Annotated in this window: 9 protein-coding genes; 4 read left to right on the forward strand and 5 right to left on the reverse strand. The window is 71.3% G+C overall.

Annotation, left to right across the window (positions count from 1 at the left end; genetic code table 11):
- Window positions 1-22 precede the first annotated feature (22 nt).
- From WME97_RS06790 to tssC, 4 genes are all read right to left on the reverse strand, one after another.
- Window positions 23-1,579 carry a hypothetical protein gene (locus tag WME97_RS06790; protein WP_437550404.1) on the reverse strand — a complete coding sequence of 519 codons (1,557 nt, stop codon included), beginning with the start codon at window positions 1,577-1,579 and terminating at the stop codon, window positions 23-25.
- Window positions 1,580-2,060: 481 nt separating this feature from the next.
- The gene (locus tag WME97_RS06795) at window positions 2,061-2,693 is read right to left on the reverse strand and encodes a glutathione S-transferase family protein (RefSeq protein ID WP_437550406.1); all 633 of its coding nucleotides are present in this window, start codon (window positions 2,691-2,693) and stop codon (window positions 2,061-2,063) included.
- 33 nt (window positions 2,694-2,726) lie between these two features.
- Window positions 2,727-4,841, reverse strand: a complete 2,115-nt coding sequence (locus WME97_RS06800) for a M13 family metallopeptidase (RefSeq protein WP_437550408.1) — start codon at window positions 4,839-4,841, stop codon at window positions 2,727-2,729.
- Between the two features lie 100 nt (window positions 4,842-4,941).
- A complete protein-coding gene (gene tssC / locus WME97_RS06805) occupies window positions 4,942-6,414 on the reverse strand; it encodes a type VI secretion system contractile sheath large subunit (RefSeq protein WP_437550410.1) in 1,473 nt (490 codons plus the stop codon).
- A gap of 612 nt (window positions 6,415-7,026) precedes the next feature.
- Here tssC and WME97_RS06810 point away from each other — a divergent pair.
- The 4 genes from WME97_RS06810 to WME97_RS06825 all read left to right on the forward strand — a co-directional run bounded on the left by WME97_RS06810 (window position 7,027) and on the right by WME97_RS06825 (window position 10,717).
- Window positions 7,027-7,287: a hypothetical protein gene (locus WME97_RS06810; RefSeq protein ID WP_437550412.1), complete on the forward strand. Its 261-nt coding sequence runs from the start codon at window positions 7,027-7,029 to the stop codon at window positions 7,285-7,287.
- Window positions 7,288-7,335: 48 nt separating this feature from the next.
- Window positions 7,336-7,926 (forward strand): hypothetical protein, encoded by a 591-nt coding sequence (locus WME97_RS06815; protein ID WP_437550413.1) that lies wholly within the window; start codon window positions 7,336-7,338, stop codon window positions 7,924-7,926.
- 2 nt (window positions 7,927-7,928) lie between these two features.
- Window positions 7,929-10,082 (forward strand): heavy metal translocating P-type ATPase, encoded by a 2,154-nt coding sequence (locus WME97_RS06820; protein ID WP_437550415.1) that lies wholly within the window; start codon window positions 7,929-7,931, stop codon window positions 10,080-10,082.
- Window positions 10,083-10,147: 65 nt separating this feature from the next.
- Complete coding sequence (locus WME97_RS06825; protein ID WP_437550417.1) at window positions 10,148-10,717, forward strand: cytochrome C; 570 nt, start codon at window positions 10,148-10,150, stop codon at window positions 10,715-10,717.
- Window positions 10,718-10,760: 43 nt separating this feature from the next.
- On the opposite strand, the gene WME97_RS06830 is transcribed toward WME97_RS06825, so the two are convergent.
- The gene (locus tag WME97_RS06830; RefSeq protein ID WP_437550418.1) at window positions 10,761-15,842 is read right to left on the reverse strand and encodes an AAA family ATPase; all 5,082 of its coding nucleotides are present in this window, start codon (window positions 15,840-15,842) and stop codon (window positions 10,761-10,763) included.
- Window positions 15,843-15,923: the final 81 nt, after the last annotated feature.

The raw sequence follows: 15,923 nt of genomic DNA on the forward strand, positions 1-15,923 counted from the left end.
GTCAGTGGGTCCGGTAGGATGTTCAGTAGTGGGCGATGATCGCGTCGAGCTCCGCCTGCGTGACCCGGACCGCGTTCGCGTGGCGCACGCCGGACGGAAAGCGGTACTGCGCGCTCGGGAGCTCCGTCCAGGAGCCAGGATCCGCGTCGAGATCCGTCGTGCTCCAGCACCCGAACACACCGCCGTTCAGGTAGTAGTCGGCGAACAGGTACCATCGATCCTCCCGCGGATCCTTGATGACAAACGGCCCCTCCGTCGCTCGTCTACTGCTCTGGGTCGACCCGCGCGTGATGTAGTCCGGGCTCCACCGCGTGAACGTCGCCGGATCGAGCGCGAGCGTCGGGGAGCGCGCGATCTGGATGTCCTTGCCCGATCCGGTGAGCGCGCTCCCGCTGCTGTCCGTCTCGTCCTTGAAGAAGAGGTAGTTGCGGTCATTCCATTGCGTGATCGTCGCGTCGATGACGCTGTAACCCGGATCGAAGAGCACGTCGGGTGTCGGGTTGACGATGGTGACGAAGTCCTCGGTGTAGCTGACGTAGATGCGGTTCGCGCCCGTGGTGTCGTTCCCGGACCAGATGATCGCATAGAGCTCGCGATCGGGGTCGTAGTAAGCCTCCGGGGCCCACGCGTGCATCGGGGTGTTCCCGGGGCCCGGGAGGTTCGTGAGCGTGATCAACCGGGGATTCGTGAAGGTGATGAGATCGGTCGAGTCCGCCACGAAGACCTTGGAGCTCGGACGGTTCCAGTAGTTCGCGTCGTTCTCCGAGAGCGTCCAGTCCGTGGCGATATAGATGTACGTTCCATCGTTCTTGCGGAACAGGAACGGATCGCGGATGTGATTCGTGCCCATCCAGGTGAGCCGGTACGCAGGCTGTCCATTGGCGAGGGTCGACCAGCGAAGCCCGTCGGTGCTGTAGGCGAGGTGCAGCGAATCGCTCGCCACGTCCTGATTCGGCCCGAAGTAGCTCAGCACCCAGGCACCCGGGGAGCAGCTGGTTGCGTTCATCGTGGCCGTGTGCTCGCCGTTCGTACACTTGACGCAGCTGCGGTCCGTGGTGCTGCTTCCCTCCGTGCCGACGAGCTCCCCTGGCACGCAGTCGGTCCACGCGACGCATGTCGTCACGGGATCGGCGTCGTCGTCCCAGGTGCCGTCCGCGCAATCGACAGGCGCGGCGGTCCCGCCAGCGCAGTACGTGCCCGGCGAGCAGCCGTCACACTGCGCGGGCGTGGTGCTCGTCCCCGGCGCGGTCTGCCTCGTCCCAGGCGCGCAGGGCGTGTGCATCCTGCAGCTCGGCGCGTTCATCGTGTCGCTGAAGGTGTCCTCCGGGCACGCCGTGCACCGCCGGTCCGCGGTAGGCGAGCCCTCGGCGCTCGCGAAGGTGCCTGCGGTGCAGCCTGTCCATGCGACGCAGCTCGTCGTGCTGTCGCCATCGTGATCCCAGGTGCCCTCGGAGCACGCGGAGGGCTCGGCATCGGGTCCTGCGTCGCCGCCGGGCGTCGTCACCGGGTCGCTGCACCCGGAGGTCCACAAGAGCGCCACGAGGAATCGTGCGCTCGATCTGCTTCCCAAACGTGCCATCTCGCTCCTCTGTCTCCCGCGTGGTTGCTGCGCCGTTGGACGCCGGCGCCCGCCCGGTCCGATGTCCGGAGCTCGGGATCACATCCTGGTCCACTGCTGGTTCAGCTGGCCGTCACGGGCTTTCGTGCGACGATGTCGGACCGCGGAGAGCCCACCCCTGTTGCGCGGCGCAGTGAATCACGCGCCTCTGTCCGCGATGACCGAGCGAGCGGAGCCGTGCCGGGATCGATCCCGAGGACGAGCGCCCTGCGCGCCCGACGGCCTGTCCTGAACAAAGCGAAGGGGATGGTTCGCGAGCGATTGTGAGCGCTCACATCATCGGCGTCAACCGAAATGGCCCGGCGACGGCCGGTCGATTGGAATTGACGTTGCTAATGTGAACGTTCACAATAAGCGCGATCGGTATCCTTTGGCTTCGCCATGGGAGGCCATCAAGCAATGCATCGACCGGTGTTTCTGGCGGGATTCCTGGCACGCGGCGCTACACGGCCACGTGGAGGGGCTGCACCACGGCCGCGAACACCGGGAGCGCCTCGCAGCGCGCCGCGTGCGCGGCCAGCGCCGGCCGCCTCGCGGCGTCGGTGAGGGCCGGGTGGGCCTCTCCGACGAAGCGCAGCGCGCAGGCGACCGCGATGTCGGCGTGGCTGAAGGCGCCCAGCCACCAGGTGTCGCCGCGCCGGGCGGCGCGCTCCCGCTCCAGCAGGTCGAGCGTCTCGCCGATCTGCGCGGTGCAGCGCTCCACCCAGACAGGGCTCCGGCGCTCGCCCGTGCGCAGCACGTGCTCGTAGAGCAGGCTCACCGCCTTGTCCGCGAGCCCCGTGGCGAGCGCGGAGACCCGCAGCCCGGCGCGGCGCGCCTCGCCCGAGCGCGGCAGGAGCGCGCGATCGGGCCCCACCAGGTCGTCGAGGGCGTCGAGGATCGCCGCGCTCTCCACGAGCGGCTCCCCGCCGTCCGTCACGAGCACGGGGACCCGCCGGAGCGGGTTGTACTTCGCGATGGACTCCGCGTCGGCCCACACCGACCACGGGCGGTGCTCGTACGCGAGCCCGTAATGCTGGAGCGCCACGGCGACGCGGCGCACGAAGGGAGAGTCGTACTGGCCAATCAGGATCATGGAGGCTCGTTTAACCGAGCCCGCCGCGCGCGGCTACCAGACAGCGCACGTCTTGGTCGGCCGCATCGGCGTGCCCGGCGCGCACTTGAACGCCTCGCCGAACTCCGGGAGGTTCGCGAGCGGCCCGTTGACGCGGAACCGCGGCGGGGAGTGCGGGTTCACCTGGACCATCAGCCGCAGCGCCTCGTCGCGCAGCTTGCCGCACCAGGACTGGCCGTGCGCGAGGAAGAACTGCTGATCTTCCGTGAAGCCGCTCGCGACCGTCTGCTCGGCCGCGCCCTTGCGCATCGCGCGGTACGCCATGAAGGCGAGCTTCACGCCCCCGAGATCCGCGATGTTCTCGCCCAGCGTCAGCTTGCCGTTCAGCTTCAGCCCCGGCAGCGCCTCGAAGGCCGAGTACTGCGCCTCGACGCAGCCGGTCTTCTCCTTGAACGCCGCCCCGACCTCCTTCGACCACCAGTCCTCCAGGTTGCCCTTCTGGTCGAACTGCGAGCCCTCGTCGTCGAACCCGTGCGTGAGCTCGTGCCCGACCACCATGCCGATGCCGCCGAGGTTCACCGCCGCGGCCGAGCTCACGCTGTAGAACGGCGGCTGCAGGATGCCGGCCGGGAAGACCATGTGGTTGCGCTGCGGGTCGTAATAGGCGTTCACCGTGGGCGGGCTCATCTGCCACTCGTCGCGATCGAGCGGCTTGTCGATCTTCCCGAGGTCCCACTGCGTGTGGAAGGCGCGCGCGGCGAGCGCGTTCTTCGCGTACGATCTCGGATCGACCTCGAAATCGTAGGTCCTCCACTTGTCGGGATATCCGATGAGGTACGCCATCGCGGCGAGCTTGGCGAGCGCGCGCTGCCGCGTGCCCTCATCCATCCAGTCGAGCGCCCGGACGTCGCGCGCGAAGGCGTCGCTGATCTGGTGCACCATCGCCTCGGCCGCGGGCTTGCTCGCGCCGGGGAAGCTCGTCTTGACGAACGGCTGTGCGAGCAGCTCGCCGAGCGCGTCATCGGTCGCGTCCACGCAGCGCTTCCAGCGCGGCCGCACCTCCTTCTGCCCGGTGAGCGCGGCCTGCAGCGTGAAGCTCTCGTCGACGAACGCCTTGGGCAGCGCGGGCGTCATGGAGCGCACCACGTGCCACGACAGGTAGCTCTGCCACGCGGCGGGCTTCACCGACGTGAGCAGCCGGGAGAGCCCCTCGAAGAACCGGACGGAGGTCACGTTGACCTCCTTGACGTCCTGGAGGCCGAGCCCCTGGAAATACGCGTCCCACGAGAACGCCGGCGCGGCCTTCGCGAGCGCCGTCCGGTCGAGCTTGTTGTAGAGGCCCGCCGGGTCTCGCCGCTCGACCCGCGTCTTCGAGATCTTCGCGAGCTCGGTCTCGATCTGCACGACGTCGAGCGCCGCCGCCTTCACCGCCGCCTCCTGCGCCCCGGCGAGCCGCATCATCCGCGCGACGTGCTCCTCGTAGGTCTTGCGGAGCGCCTTCGATTTGTCGTCCTCGTTGAGGTAGTAGTCGCGGTCTGGCAGGCCGAGGCCGCTCTGGTCGAGCTGCGCGATGACGCGCGTCGCGTCCTTCATGTCCTGCGCGGATGCGATGTCGAACAGCGCCCAGATGCGGCGGCGGTGGAGCTCGGTGACGAGCGTCCCGAGGCCCTTCGGGTCGCGCACCCGCCGCGCCTTCGCGAGGAGGTCCGCGACGGGCTTCGCGCCGGCGGCCTCGACAGCGGGCTCGTCCATGCATGCGCCGTAGTAGGCGCCGATCTTCTTGGTCACCGGATCCCGGTCGCCGGCGCTCGCGGCGTCCTCGAGGATGCGCCGGAGCTCCGCCTCGTTGCGCTTCTCGATCTCGTGGAAGCTCCGCATCCAGACGGACTCGTCCCCCGGTATCTCGGTCTTCGCCAGCCATCCGCCGCACGCGAACTGATAGAAGTCCTCGCAGGGGTTCGCCGATCGGTCGAGCGCGGCCTCGTCGAGCCCGACGCTCTCGAGCTTCGTCTCGACGACAGGGAGGCCCTGCGGCGCCGGCGGCATCAGCGCCTTCACGGTGGGGGGCGGGGGCGCCGGCGGCGGGCTCGCGGCGGGGCCGCAGGCCGCCAGCGCGGAGAGGGCCACGGTGAGCGCGAGGGGAGCGGCAGGCTGTCGGAGCGTGCGCATACAGCGCTCTACCACAGGCCGGCCGTCGCGCGGGCGCGCGATGGCCGCCCGCCGCGGGATTGCGCGCTCGCGCCGGCATCCGCCCGGAGCGGGGCCAGCCTCACTCCCTGTCGAGCTTGCCCATCAGGCTCAGCGTGAAATAGGCCCCCATGTACTTGAGGTGCGGGCGCACCTCGAGGTGGACCCGGTACCAGCCCGCGCTCCCCTCGACCTCGGTCACCGAGGTCCGCCCCTTGCGGAGCGGCCTGCGCGAGCGCACGGCGGGCGACACGACATCCATGTCCGCGACATACTGGCTGAGCCAGCTGTTCAGCTCGCGCTCGAGGTCGCCGCGCTCCTTCCAGGTGCCGATCTGCTCGCGCTGCATGACCTTGAGGTAGTGGGCGAGCCGGCTGACGAGGAAGACATAAGGCAGCTGTGTGCCGAGCCGGTAGTTGACCTCGGCGGCGCGCCCCTCCTCGCTCTGGCCGAAGTACTTGGGCTTTTGCGCCGAGTTCGCGGAGAAGAAGCAGGCGTTGTCCGTGTCCTTGCGGAACGTGAGCCCGATGAAGCCCTCCTCGCTGAGCTCGAACTCGCGGCGCTCGGTCAGCATGATCTCGGTCGGGATCTTCGTCTGGATGGCGCCGAGCGCCTCGTACTCGTGGAGCGTGAGCCCCTCGACCGTGCCGCCGGATTGCGGCCCGATGATGTGCAGGCACCAGCGGTGGCGCGCGAAGCTCTCGGCGAGCCGGGTCGCCATCGCGTAGGTGGGCGCCCCCCAGAGGTACGCCGCGTGGTTGCCCACGACGTCCTCCTCGTAGGAGAACGCCCGGATGGGCGAGGTGCTCGCCCCGTAGGGCAGGCGCAGGAGGAAGCGGGGGAGGAGCAGGCCGACGTAGCGCGCGTCCTCGGACTCGCGGAACGCTGTGTACTTCACGTACTGTGGCCCCTCGAAGAGCGCCTTGATATCGCCGAGGTGCGGCACCTTCCGGTAGTCCTTGAGCCCGAAGAACTGCGGGCCCGCGACGGCCAGGAACGGCGCGTGCGCCATCGTCGCCACCGCCGCGCATTTCTGGAGGAGCGCGATGTCCTGGGGCACGGGGCCGAACTCGTAGTTCGAGATGATGGCGCCGAACGGCTTGCCGCCGAAATTGCCGAACTCCGACGAATAGGCGATCTTGTAGAGGCCGCTCCTCACGACCTCGGACGAGTCCTCGAAATCCGCGAGCAGATCGTCCTTCGAGCAGTTGAGGATCTCGACGCGGATGTTCTCCCGGAAGTCGATGTGATCGATGGCGAACTTCAGGCCGCGCCACGCGGCCTCGAGGCGCTGGAACACCGGGTGATGCAGGATCTCGTCGATCTGCCGCGACAGCCGCTGGTCGATCTCGGCGATCCACAGGTCGATGAGGGCGCTGTCCAGCGCCGCGCCGGCCTCCGGGCGGCCCGCGACCTTGCCGACCACCGCCTCCACGCCCCGCTTCACATCGTGGTAGGCGCCGTTGGTCGGGGCGACCCCCGTCTCCGCCAGGAGCTCCGCAAGGAGAGAGCCATTGCTCCCCATCACCGGCTCTTCGTGCTGCCCCTCTTGCATGTCCGGAATTTACCACGGTCGCTCGCCGGCTGGAAGCGATGGACACGCCGGCGCCCGCGCGCCCCGCCGCGCCCGGGCGGGACGAGCCCGCGGCGGCGCGGCATGGCGCGGCGCCGCCAGAGGAGAAACGCGCGCTCGGCGCGCCTCGGACGCCCGCGCGGAACGCTCCCTCAGCACGCGAGTCAGGTGTCGACCGGACATGAAAAGCCCATGGCGGTCGCGCGACTGCAGTGTTACAAATCACGTGTGGGTGCTCCCACGGAAGCCGAAGACATAAGGGCTTTCGTTCGAGTCTGCCCTCTCGCACTCCCGGATCAGGCGCCGACGCCCCCGCGGCGACGCCCGTCCTGGTCGTGGCCGCGCGGCGCCGCGCGGCGCCAGCGCCCCGAACGGCTCGGGGCCGAGTGAAATGGGCAGTGGGAGCACGGAGGGACAGCGGACATCGCCTGTCTCTGTCTATCTCTCCGTGTGCCCTGTGCCCGTGTGGTCCAGATTCTCTGTCTTTCGGCGCGCGTCTGCGCGTCGTCGGCATCCGGAGCGCCTTCGCGCGTCGTCGGCATTCGGCGCGCCAAGGCGCGCCTTGGGTCGTGGATTTCGAGGAGAGGAGTGGGGATGGAACGCCTCGGGCTCGGCATCATCATCGGTATGGGGCTCGCCAGCTTGACGAGGATCACCCGTCCGACCGTCAAGAGGGCCATGAAGCTCGGCTTCGTCGCCGTGGACGCGATCAGGGGCTCGCTCGGCGAGGGCAGGGAGAGGCTCGCCGACCTCGTCGCCGAGGTGAGGGAGGAGATGGCGCGCCAGGAGCAGCGCGCCGGCTCGGGCGGCGCGCAGGGGTGGTCGCGCGCGGAGATGGAGCCGCCCGGGCGCTGACGAGAGGGGTGTTCCGGTGACCCGGCCTCGCAGGCCGGGAGGTGAGCCATGCCGAGCGATCGAGGGGTCGTCATCATCCACTGGGTTCCAGGGCGCGTGCGCCTCGCCGTCCCCGCGCTGCGCCGGGACCCGGCGAGGGCCGAGGAGATCGCGGAGCTGGCGCGCGCGTGCCCCAGCGTCGTCGACGCGCGGGCGAGCGCGTGGGCCGGGAGCCTCACGGTCGAGCACGAGCCCGATGTCCCGCTGGAGGACGTCTTCTCCGAGCTCGCGCACATCCCCGAGCTCTCGGGTTGTAGCTGTCGCCCGATCGATGGGCTCACGCCCCCGCCCTGCGCGGCGCCCGCCGAGCCGCCGAGCCCGGGCCGGACGGCGCGCCTCGTCGTCCAGGCCGCGGACAGGCTGAACGCGGCGTCGCAGGTCGTCCCGCCGCCGCAGGTCGACCTCAAGCTCCTTGTCCCGGCGCTCCTCGTCGGGTCCGGGATGCTCCAGGTGCTGATGCGGCGCTCCCCGGCCATGCCCCACTGGATCACGCTCGTGAAGTACGGGGTCGACTTCTTCGTGGTGCTGAACCACGGCCGTATCCAGAGCTTCTTCGCGAGCGCGGGCGCGGGCGCACCCACCGGCGGCGAGGCGGGGTGACGATGGCCGCGCTCCTGTCGACCGCGACCGAGCCGGTCTCGGTGGTCCACGCGGTCCCGGGCAGGGTCCGCCTGCGGCTCCCGCGCATCGGGAAGGACGCGGCCTTCGGTCCGCTGCTCGAGGCGGGGCTCACCGCCGTGCCCGGGGTCCTGTCCGTGCGCATCGCCGAGGGCGCGTCGAGCGCCGTCGTCGAGCACGACCCGCGGCACGTCGACCTCGACGCCATCGTGCGCGCCGCCGCCTCGGCCTCCGCCGCGCCGGCCCCCCGGGGGGCGCTGCGCGCCGCGCGCGCCGCCCGGGAGGCGCGCCGCGCGGCCGCCCTCGCGAAGCGCCCGCTCTACCTGTCGAGCGTCGGCATGGTCCTCTCGCTCGGCAGCTTCGTCTCGCCGCTGCTCGCGTACCCGTTCATCGCCGCGACGTCCGCGCCCATCCTCAAGAGGGCGTGGGACTCGGTGGTGCGGGACCGCAAGCTCAACGTCGACCTGCTCGACAGCCTGGCGATCGCCTCGGCCGTGGCGACCGGAAACGCCATCAACGCGGCCGGCATCATCTGGCTGGTCACGCTCGGCGACCACATCCGCGATCGCACCCAGGCGCGCGCCCGGCGCGCGATCAGCGGCCTGCTCGAGTATCAACAGGACCTCGCGTGGGTGGTCCGCGGCGACGCGAAGGTGCAGATCCCGGTGGCCGAGCTCGCCGCCGGAGACGTCCTCGTCGTCTACACCGGCTCGGTCATCCCGGTCGACGGGACGGTCACGGACGGCGAGGGGCTCGTCGATCAGCAGACGCTGACCGGCGAGTCGATGCCGGTGCTCAAGGGCCCCGGCGACCGCTGCTTCGCCGCGACCGTCATCAAGGACGGCAAGCTGTACATCCGCGCCGAGCGGGTCGGCGGCGACACGACCGCCGCGAGCACGGCGCGGCTCATCGAGAACGCGCCCGCGCTGGAGACGCGCGCGCAGAACTACGCGGAGCTCGTGGCGAACCGGCTCGTCCCGCCGGCCCTCGCCTGCTCGGCGGTCGTGCTCGCCGCGACCAGGGACCTCGGCCGCGTGTCGGCGATCCTGACGATCGACTTCGGCACCGGCCCGCGGGTCTCGGCCCCGACGACGGTGCTCGCGTCGATGAACGCCGCGGCGCGACGCGGGATCCTCATCAAGGGCGGCGCGTACATCGAGAAGCTCGCGAAGGTGTCGACCGTGGTGTTCGACAAGACGGGCACGCTGACCTCCGGCATCCCCGAGGTGACGGACCTCCTCGTCCACGACGCCCTGTCCGAGCGCGAGGCGGCGACCCTCGCCGCCGCGGTGTCCGCGCGGCAGACCCACCCCGTATCGCAGGCCGTGCTCCGGCTCGCCGAGGCGTGGTGCCTGACGATCCCGGACCGGGAGGAGTCCCGCTACCTCGTCGGCCGGGGCGTGCAGGCCAGGGTGTTCGGCAAGGTCGTGCAGCTCGGCAGCCCCCGCTTCCTCGACGAGCTCGGCATCACCTGCCGCGCCGAGCCCGGCGCGAGGAAGGCGCTCGAGGCGGCGGCGAAATCGCTCCTCTTCCTCGCCGTCGACGGCCGGCACGTCGCCACGCTCGCCTGCCGCGACGCCATCCGGGCCGAGAGCCGCGCGACGATCCGCAGCCTGCGCGCGCGCGGGATCGAGGATATCGTCATGCTGACGGGCGACAGCCGCGAGGTGGCCAGGCAGGTCGCGCTCGAGCTCGGCATCACCCGGTACTTCGCGGAGATGCTGCCCGAGGACAAGGCGGAGATCACGCGCCGGCTGACGCAGGAGGGCCGCACGGTCGCGGTCGTCGGGGACGGCATCAACGACTCCCCGGCGCTGTCGTACGCCGACATCGGCATCAGCGTGTCCGCGGGCGCCGAGATCGCCCGGGAGACGGCGGGCGTCGTCCTCGTGGAGGACGACCTGTCGAAGCTCATCGAGGCGATCGACATCTCGCGCGCCGCGATGCGCCTCATCCACCAGAACTTCTCGATGATCCTCGCCGTGAACGCGGTCGCGTACGCGCTGTCGATCCCCGGGCTCCTCAACCCGGTCGCGGCGACGCTCATGAACAACGGCTCCGCGGTCCTCGCCTGCGTGAACGGACTCCGTCCGCTCATGGCGGCGCCGCGCAGGAAGGCCCGCGCCGGCGGCCCCTAGCGCGCTCGTCCGCGCGCCGCGCCTCAGCCCGGCACGCGCGCTGCACGAGGGATGGAATGGTTGGAATGCAGAGCGAACCGCGCGCCGGATCGAGATCGTCCGCCGCGGACCGGGCGCGCGCGGCGCGCCGGACTGTGCAGTGGCTGCCCGGCGCGGCGCTCCTGGCGTTGATCGGCTGTGCAGCCGTGGCACGGGCGCCTGCCTCGCCGCACGTCGCGGCGGGGAACCCGGAGGATGCCGGCCGGTACTTGATCCTCGTGGGCGGGTGCAACGACTGCCATACGCCCGGCTGGGATCGAGCGGGCGGCAGGCTCCCGACCTCGGAGTGGCTGACGGGCAGCGACGTCGGCTACCGAGGTCCGTGGGGGACGAGTTATGCGGCGAACCTCCGGATCTCCGCCCAGAACCTCAGCGAGGAGGCCTGGGTGCGGATGTTCCGCGAGGCCGCCGGCCGGCCGCCGATGCCATGGCTCAACTACGTGACGATGCACGAGCGCGATCTCGTCGCGATGTACCGCTTCATCCGGAGCCTCGGTGAGAAGGGCGTCCCCGCGCCCCGCGCGGTGTCGCCGGAGGAGGAGCCCGCGACGCCGTACATCCTCATGGTCCCGCAGCAGCCGAAGAGCAGGCCGTAGCCATCGCCTCGCGTCGGTTCGCGTCGGTTCGCGTCAGCTCGAGTCAGGCGTGCAAGCCGCCGAGCGTCGCCGACGCGGCGTGGCTCGCCGCCGGCCGCTCGCAGGGCAGCTCCACGGTGAACCGCGCCCCCTCGTCCGGGCGGCTGACGACGCGCACCGCGCCGCCTAGCGCCTCGACGATGCTCTTCACGACGTGGAGCCCGAGCCCGAGCCCGCCGAAATGGCGGCTCGACACCGCGCGCTCGAACCGGTCGAACACGTGCGGGAGCCTCCCCGCCGGGATCCCGATGCCCTGATCCTGCACCACGAGCTCTGCCGTGCCGTCCTTCCGCGCGACCGAGACCTCGATCGGCTTGCCCGCGCCGAACTTGAGGGCGTTGTCGAGCAGGTTCGAGACCACCTGCTCCAGCCTGCTCCTGTCCCACGAGCCCACGACGGACGGCTCGGCGCGCACGCTCACGGACGAGCCGGACTGCGCGATGCGCTCGGTGAGCCGCTCCAGGACGTCGTCCACGACCTCCGCGAGATCGACCGGCTCGACGTGCAGCTCCAGCCGGCCGGTGTGGAGCTGCGACACGTCCAGCACGTCGTCGATCAGCCGGACGAGCCGTTGCACCTGCCGATCCATCCTTTGCAGGGCGCGCGATAGGCGCTCGTCGGACGCGTGGTCTCCCCGGCGGAGCAACGCCTGGAGGCCGAGGCGCAGGGAGGTGACGGGCGTCCTGAGCTCGTGCGACGCGACGCTGAGGAACTCGTCGCGGACGCGCACCGCGTGCTGCGCCTCGCGGTAGAGGCGGGCGTTCTCGAGGGCGATCGCGATCTGGTCGGAGAGGAGCTCCAGCACGTGGACGCGAGCGCGCGTGAAGGCGTACGTGGTGAGGTTGTTCTCGAGGTAAACCACCCCGAGCCGCGCCTCGTTCCGCTGGATGGGCAGGACAAGGACCGACCGCGAGCCGCCCCCGGCGAAATGAGGATCGCGGTCGCGCGCCGGCGCGCTGTCGGCGTCGTCGAGCACGAGGAGCTCGCACGCCATGTGGGCGTGCTCGACGACCCGCCGGGGGACCTCGCGCGACCGGGAGAGCGGCGTGCGCTCGATGGAGACAGGGGTGGCGACGGACCCCTGGGCCCGCACGAAGAGCTCCCCCTCTTCCTCGAGCACGAGCGCGCCGCACTGCGCGCCGGCTGCCTCCAGGCAGACGCCCAGGAGCTTCTCGAGCAGCCGATCGAGCACGATCTCGCTCGAGAGGGTCTCGGCGGCCTTGAGCAGGCTGAGCGCGTCGAGGGCGACCGCCGGGAGCCGCTCCGCGAGCTCGGGCTCGTCGCCGGGCCCGCCGAGCCCGAACTCCTCCGCGAGCGCGTGGGCCTTCTCCGAGGCCCCCCAGCGGGCGAACCCCTGGTGCGCGGCGCGCAGGTACATGGCTGCGATCCGCGCCCGTCCGAGCCCGTGGTAGAAGCGCCCAGCCAGCTCGTTGCCGAGCGCAGCGATGTGGAGGAACCCCCCGCGCGTCGCCGCCTCGACCGCTTGGTCGTACAGCGCTCCGGCGAGCTCGAACCTGCGCTCGACGCGGGCGATCTCCGCGTCGACGAGGAGGCGCCGCGGGCGGAAGTTCTCAGGGCAGCCGAGCTCCCACCTTCGCAGGGCGCGCTGCAGGTCGGCCACGCGCGCGAGCAGCGCGGCCCTCTCCTGCTCGTCGGCCTCATCGCAGCGCCACAGCAGCGTGAGCGCGGTGAACAGCGCGCACTGGCACTCGGGGATGTAGCCGCCGAGAAAGTGAATGAACGGGACCGCCGCGTCGGCGTGAGCGATGGCCTCGGCCAGGTCCCGGAGCAGGTACGAGACCTGAAGGCGCCCGATGTGATACACGCACCTCGCCGGCGGCTCCCGCTGCGCCGCCTCGAGGAAGGCCCGCTCGTCGAACTCGGCGTCCTCGGCCGCGTTCTGGCCCCTCGTCAGCCCCTTGAGGCACCGGATGGTCTGCCGGTAGGCGAGCTGGTGGAAGAGCGTCGATTTGTTGCCTGTCTGCCGGCTGAACGCGAGCGCGTCGTTCAGATCGACAAGCACGCGATCGAGCTCCACCCCTGCGGCGAACGAGTGCGCCACGAGCCCCGTGCGCGCGTACGAGGAGAAGCGGAGCTCGCCGGACGACACGCCGAGCTCGATGATCCCCCGGAACGGCGCCCCGCTCGAGGCGAGCGGCGCGACCCACGGATGAACGAACTCGTTGTACATGTACCGGGCGATCGTCTCCTGGGCGCGATCCTCGAACCGCCGCGCGAGCTCCACGGCGAGCTGGCCGAAGCCCTGGGCGCTCGATAGGTCGCCCTCGGCCGCGAGGAGCATCGCGTGCCCTGCGTAGGAGAGGATCGACTCGCTCGAGTTGCCGTGCTCCAGCGCGAAGCGGACGCCGAGAGAGGTGAGGAGCACCAGCTGCTTCCGGTCCGCGAACCAGGCGGGGGCCACCATCTCGGCGAGGAGCCTCATGCGGGCCCGCTCTTCTGGGCTGGTCACGCGGGGCAAGTCGACGAGCGACTCGGGCGAGCGCGCCCCGAGGTGGCTGGCGATGGCCCGCCGCTGCGCCGCGATCTCCACGTCGAGATCCGCTGCGGACAGCTCGACCCCGAAGTCCGTGCGCAGCGTGTCGCGCCCCCAGCCGAGCGCCAGATCGTGCTCGCCGGTGATCGTCGTGCTCATGATCCGGAGCGCCTCCAGGTCGACCTTCTCCGGGATCGACGCCGCGTGGCGGAGCCCCTCTTCCACGAGCGCGCGGGCCATCGCGTGCTGATCGGTCAGCGCGGCGCACTCCGCCGCGTCGCGGTGGAGGGAGAACCAGAGCTCGTAGCGCGCGCGGAAGGCGCCGTCCGGCAGCAGGCGGAGGCCGCTGCGGAAGTACGCGAGCGCCGGGCCGAAGGCAGCGGCGCGGCGCGCCTTCACGCCGGCGCGGTGGTTGAGCTCGGCGAGGTGGTCCCGCTGCTCCGCGTCGAGCAGCGCGGCGCCGAGGTTCAGCTGGTCCGCGGCGTCGAACAGCGCCGCGTCCGTCCCGTTGGTGCAGGTGGCCTCGAGGAAGCGGCCGATCTCCAGGTGCAGCTGCATCCGGAGCTGCTCCGGCCCGAGCTCGTAGGCCGTCTGCTGGACCCGATCGTGGACGAACCGGATCGCGAGCCCCGCCTCGCGCTCGCACGTGCCGTCCGGCACGACGAGCCCCTCGCGGAGCGGCTGGACGAGCGACGCGGTCGTCTCGTCGACGGATCGGCCGAGCACCGCCGCGATGAGCCTGAGCTCCGCGCGCTTGCCGATGCACGCGGCGACCTGCAGGAGCTCCTGCGCCGCCTGGGGCAGCCTGCGGACGGACTCCGACATCAGCTGGACCACGTTGTCGGTGACCCCGACCCGCTGGATCCGACCGAGATCCCACATCCATGTCGAGCGGATCGCGTCGAAGAGGAGCAGGCCTTTCTCCTGGAGCGACCGGAGGAGCTGGCGGATGAAGAAGGGGTTGCCCGCCGTCTTGGCGACGAAGAGCTCTGCGAGAGGGCGCGCCCGCTCCGGCTCGCAGCGGAGCGCCTCGGCGAGCAGCGCGACGACCGCCTCGACGCCGAGCGGGCCGAGCGAGAGGTGCGTCAGCGGGGGGACCTGCGCGCCCCGGATCTCCTCGATGGTCTGGTGGAGCGGGTGCCCGGCGCCGACTTCCCTCGACCGGTACGCGCCGAGCAGGAGCACGTGCTTGCTGCCCGGATCCGCGGCCAGGGCGCGGAGGACGCGGAGCGACGCCGCGTCCGTCCACTGGAGGTCGTCGAGGAAGATCGCGAGCGGCGGCCGCTGGCTGGCCACCGCGCGCACGAAGTCCTGGATCGCGAGCAGGAAGCGGTTCTCCGCGCGCATCGGATCCGAGGCCGGCAGCGCGGGCGCGTCCCCGAGGAGCTCGGTGAGCTCCGGGCAGAGCTCGCCGAGGGCGCGGCTCCGCTCGCTGACTGCCTCCCTCAGCTGCGCGCGGCTCTCCTCCGGCTCGGCGCGGAGCGCGGCAGCGAGGGCGCGGAGCGCCTCTGCCAGGGACGCATAGGGGACGTTCGCCGCGCGCAGGTCGAACTTGCCCTGGATGAACCGCCCGCCCCGCTCGGCGACGGTGTCCTGCAGCGCCTCGACGAGGGCGGTCTTTCCGACGCCTGCCTCCCCGGTCACCAGCGCGAGCTCCGTCCCGCCGTTCGACACGCGGGCGAGCGCGCCGCGAAGCGCGGCGAGCTCGCGTTCGCGGTCGATCAGGCGCTCGGGCAGCGGGAGCCGCCGCGCCAGGTCCATGCGGCCGAGCTCGAACGGCGCGATGGTGCCTGCGGCGCGCCATCGCCTCCGCGCCTCGTGGAGGTCCTGGGCGAGGCACTCGGCGCTCTGGTATCGCAGGTCCGGCATCTTCGCGAGGAGCCGCTGCACGAGCTCGGAGAGGACCGCCGGGACGCTGGGGCTCGCGACGTGCGCGGGCACGGGGCTCCTCGCCATGTGGGCGTGCACGAGCGCGAGCGGATCGGCGTCCTTGAAGGGCGGCGCGCCGGTGAGCATGGCGTAGAAGGTCGCTCCCAGCGCGTACAGATCCGAGCGCGCGTCGATGAACCAGCAGGTGCGCCCCAGCTGCTCGGGCGACAGGAAGGGGAGCGCGTCGAGCTTCTCGAGCTCCACGGCTCGGGGCATGCTCGTCAGCTCGGCCGCGTCCGAGAAATGGACAAGGGTGACCTGCCCGTCCTCGCCGAGGACCACGCGGCCTGGGGCGATCGCGCGGTGGACGACGCCGCTCCCGTGGATGCGCGCGCACGTCTCCGCGAGCGCGATGGCGATGTCGAAGAACGCGTCCAGCGCCAGCGGCTCTCGCGCGAGCCGCCGCTCGAGGTCCTCGGGGCCTGCGTCCTCGAGGAACAGCGCCGGCATGCTCTCCGGGCCCTCCAGCGCGAGCGGCCGCACGACCCCCGGCACATCGAGCCGGCGCAGGAAGGCGTGCTCGCGCAGCAGGAGGGCCGCCGCGCCCGGGGCTGGATGACGCCCCCGAACGGTTTTCTGCACGACCATCCTCCCGGCAAGCCTCTGTCTGCGGAGCAGAAATCGGCTACAGCGGTGGACCTCAGTCGCTTCCGCCCGAGTCATACGCGTTCCCCCTCGCGCGTTGCCGCGAGAATATAAAGCAGGATGCGTGCTGGTGCGAGCCGGGAAGTCCCGGGTCTCGTG

This window comes from Sorangium sp. So ce367 (genome assembly GCF_051520455.1).
Taxonomy (GTDB): domain Bacteria; phylum Myxococcota_A; class Polyangia; order Polyangiales; family Polyangiaceae; genus Sorangium; species Sorangium cellulosum_B.

Bases quoted from the DNA above. Each gene is read 5' to 3' on its own strand.
- WME97_RS06790 (WP_437550404.1), bottom strand. From the start codon at position 1,579: ATGGCACGTTTGGGAAGCAGATCGAGCGCACGATTCCTCGTGGCGCTC.
- WME97_RS06795 (WP_437550406.1), bottom strand. From the start codon at position 2,693: ATGATCCTGATTGGCCAGTACGACTCTCCCTTCGTGCGCCGCGTCGCC.
- WME97_RS06800 (WP_437550408.1), bottom strand. From the start codon at position 4,841: ATGCGCACGCTCCGACAGCCTGCCGCTCCCCTCGCGCTCACCGTGGCC.
- tssC (WP_437550410.1), bottom strand. From the start codon at position 6,414: ATGCAAGAGGGGCAGCACGAAGAGCCGGTGATGGGGAGCAATGGCTCT.
- WME97_RS06810 (WP_437550412.1), top strand. From the start codon at position 7,027: ATGGAACGCCTCGGGCTCGGCATCATCATCGGTATGGGGCTCGCCAGC.
- WME97_RS06815 (WP_437550413.1), top strand. From the start codon at position 7,336: ATGCCGAGCGATCGAGGGGTCGTCATCATCCACTGGGTTCCAGGGCGC.
- WME97_RS06820 (WP_437550415.1), top strand. From the start codon at position 7,929: ATGGCCGCGCTCCTGTCGACCGCGACCGAGCCGGTCTCGGTGGTCCAC.
- WME97_RS06825 (WP_437550417.1), top strand. From the start codon at position 10,148: ATGCAGAGCGAACCGCGCGCCGGATCGAGATCGTCCGCCGCGGACCGG.
- WME97_RS06830 (WP_437550418.1), bottom strand. From the start codon at position 15,842: ATGACTCGGGCGGAAGCGACTGAGGTCCACCGCTGTAGCCGATTTCTG.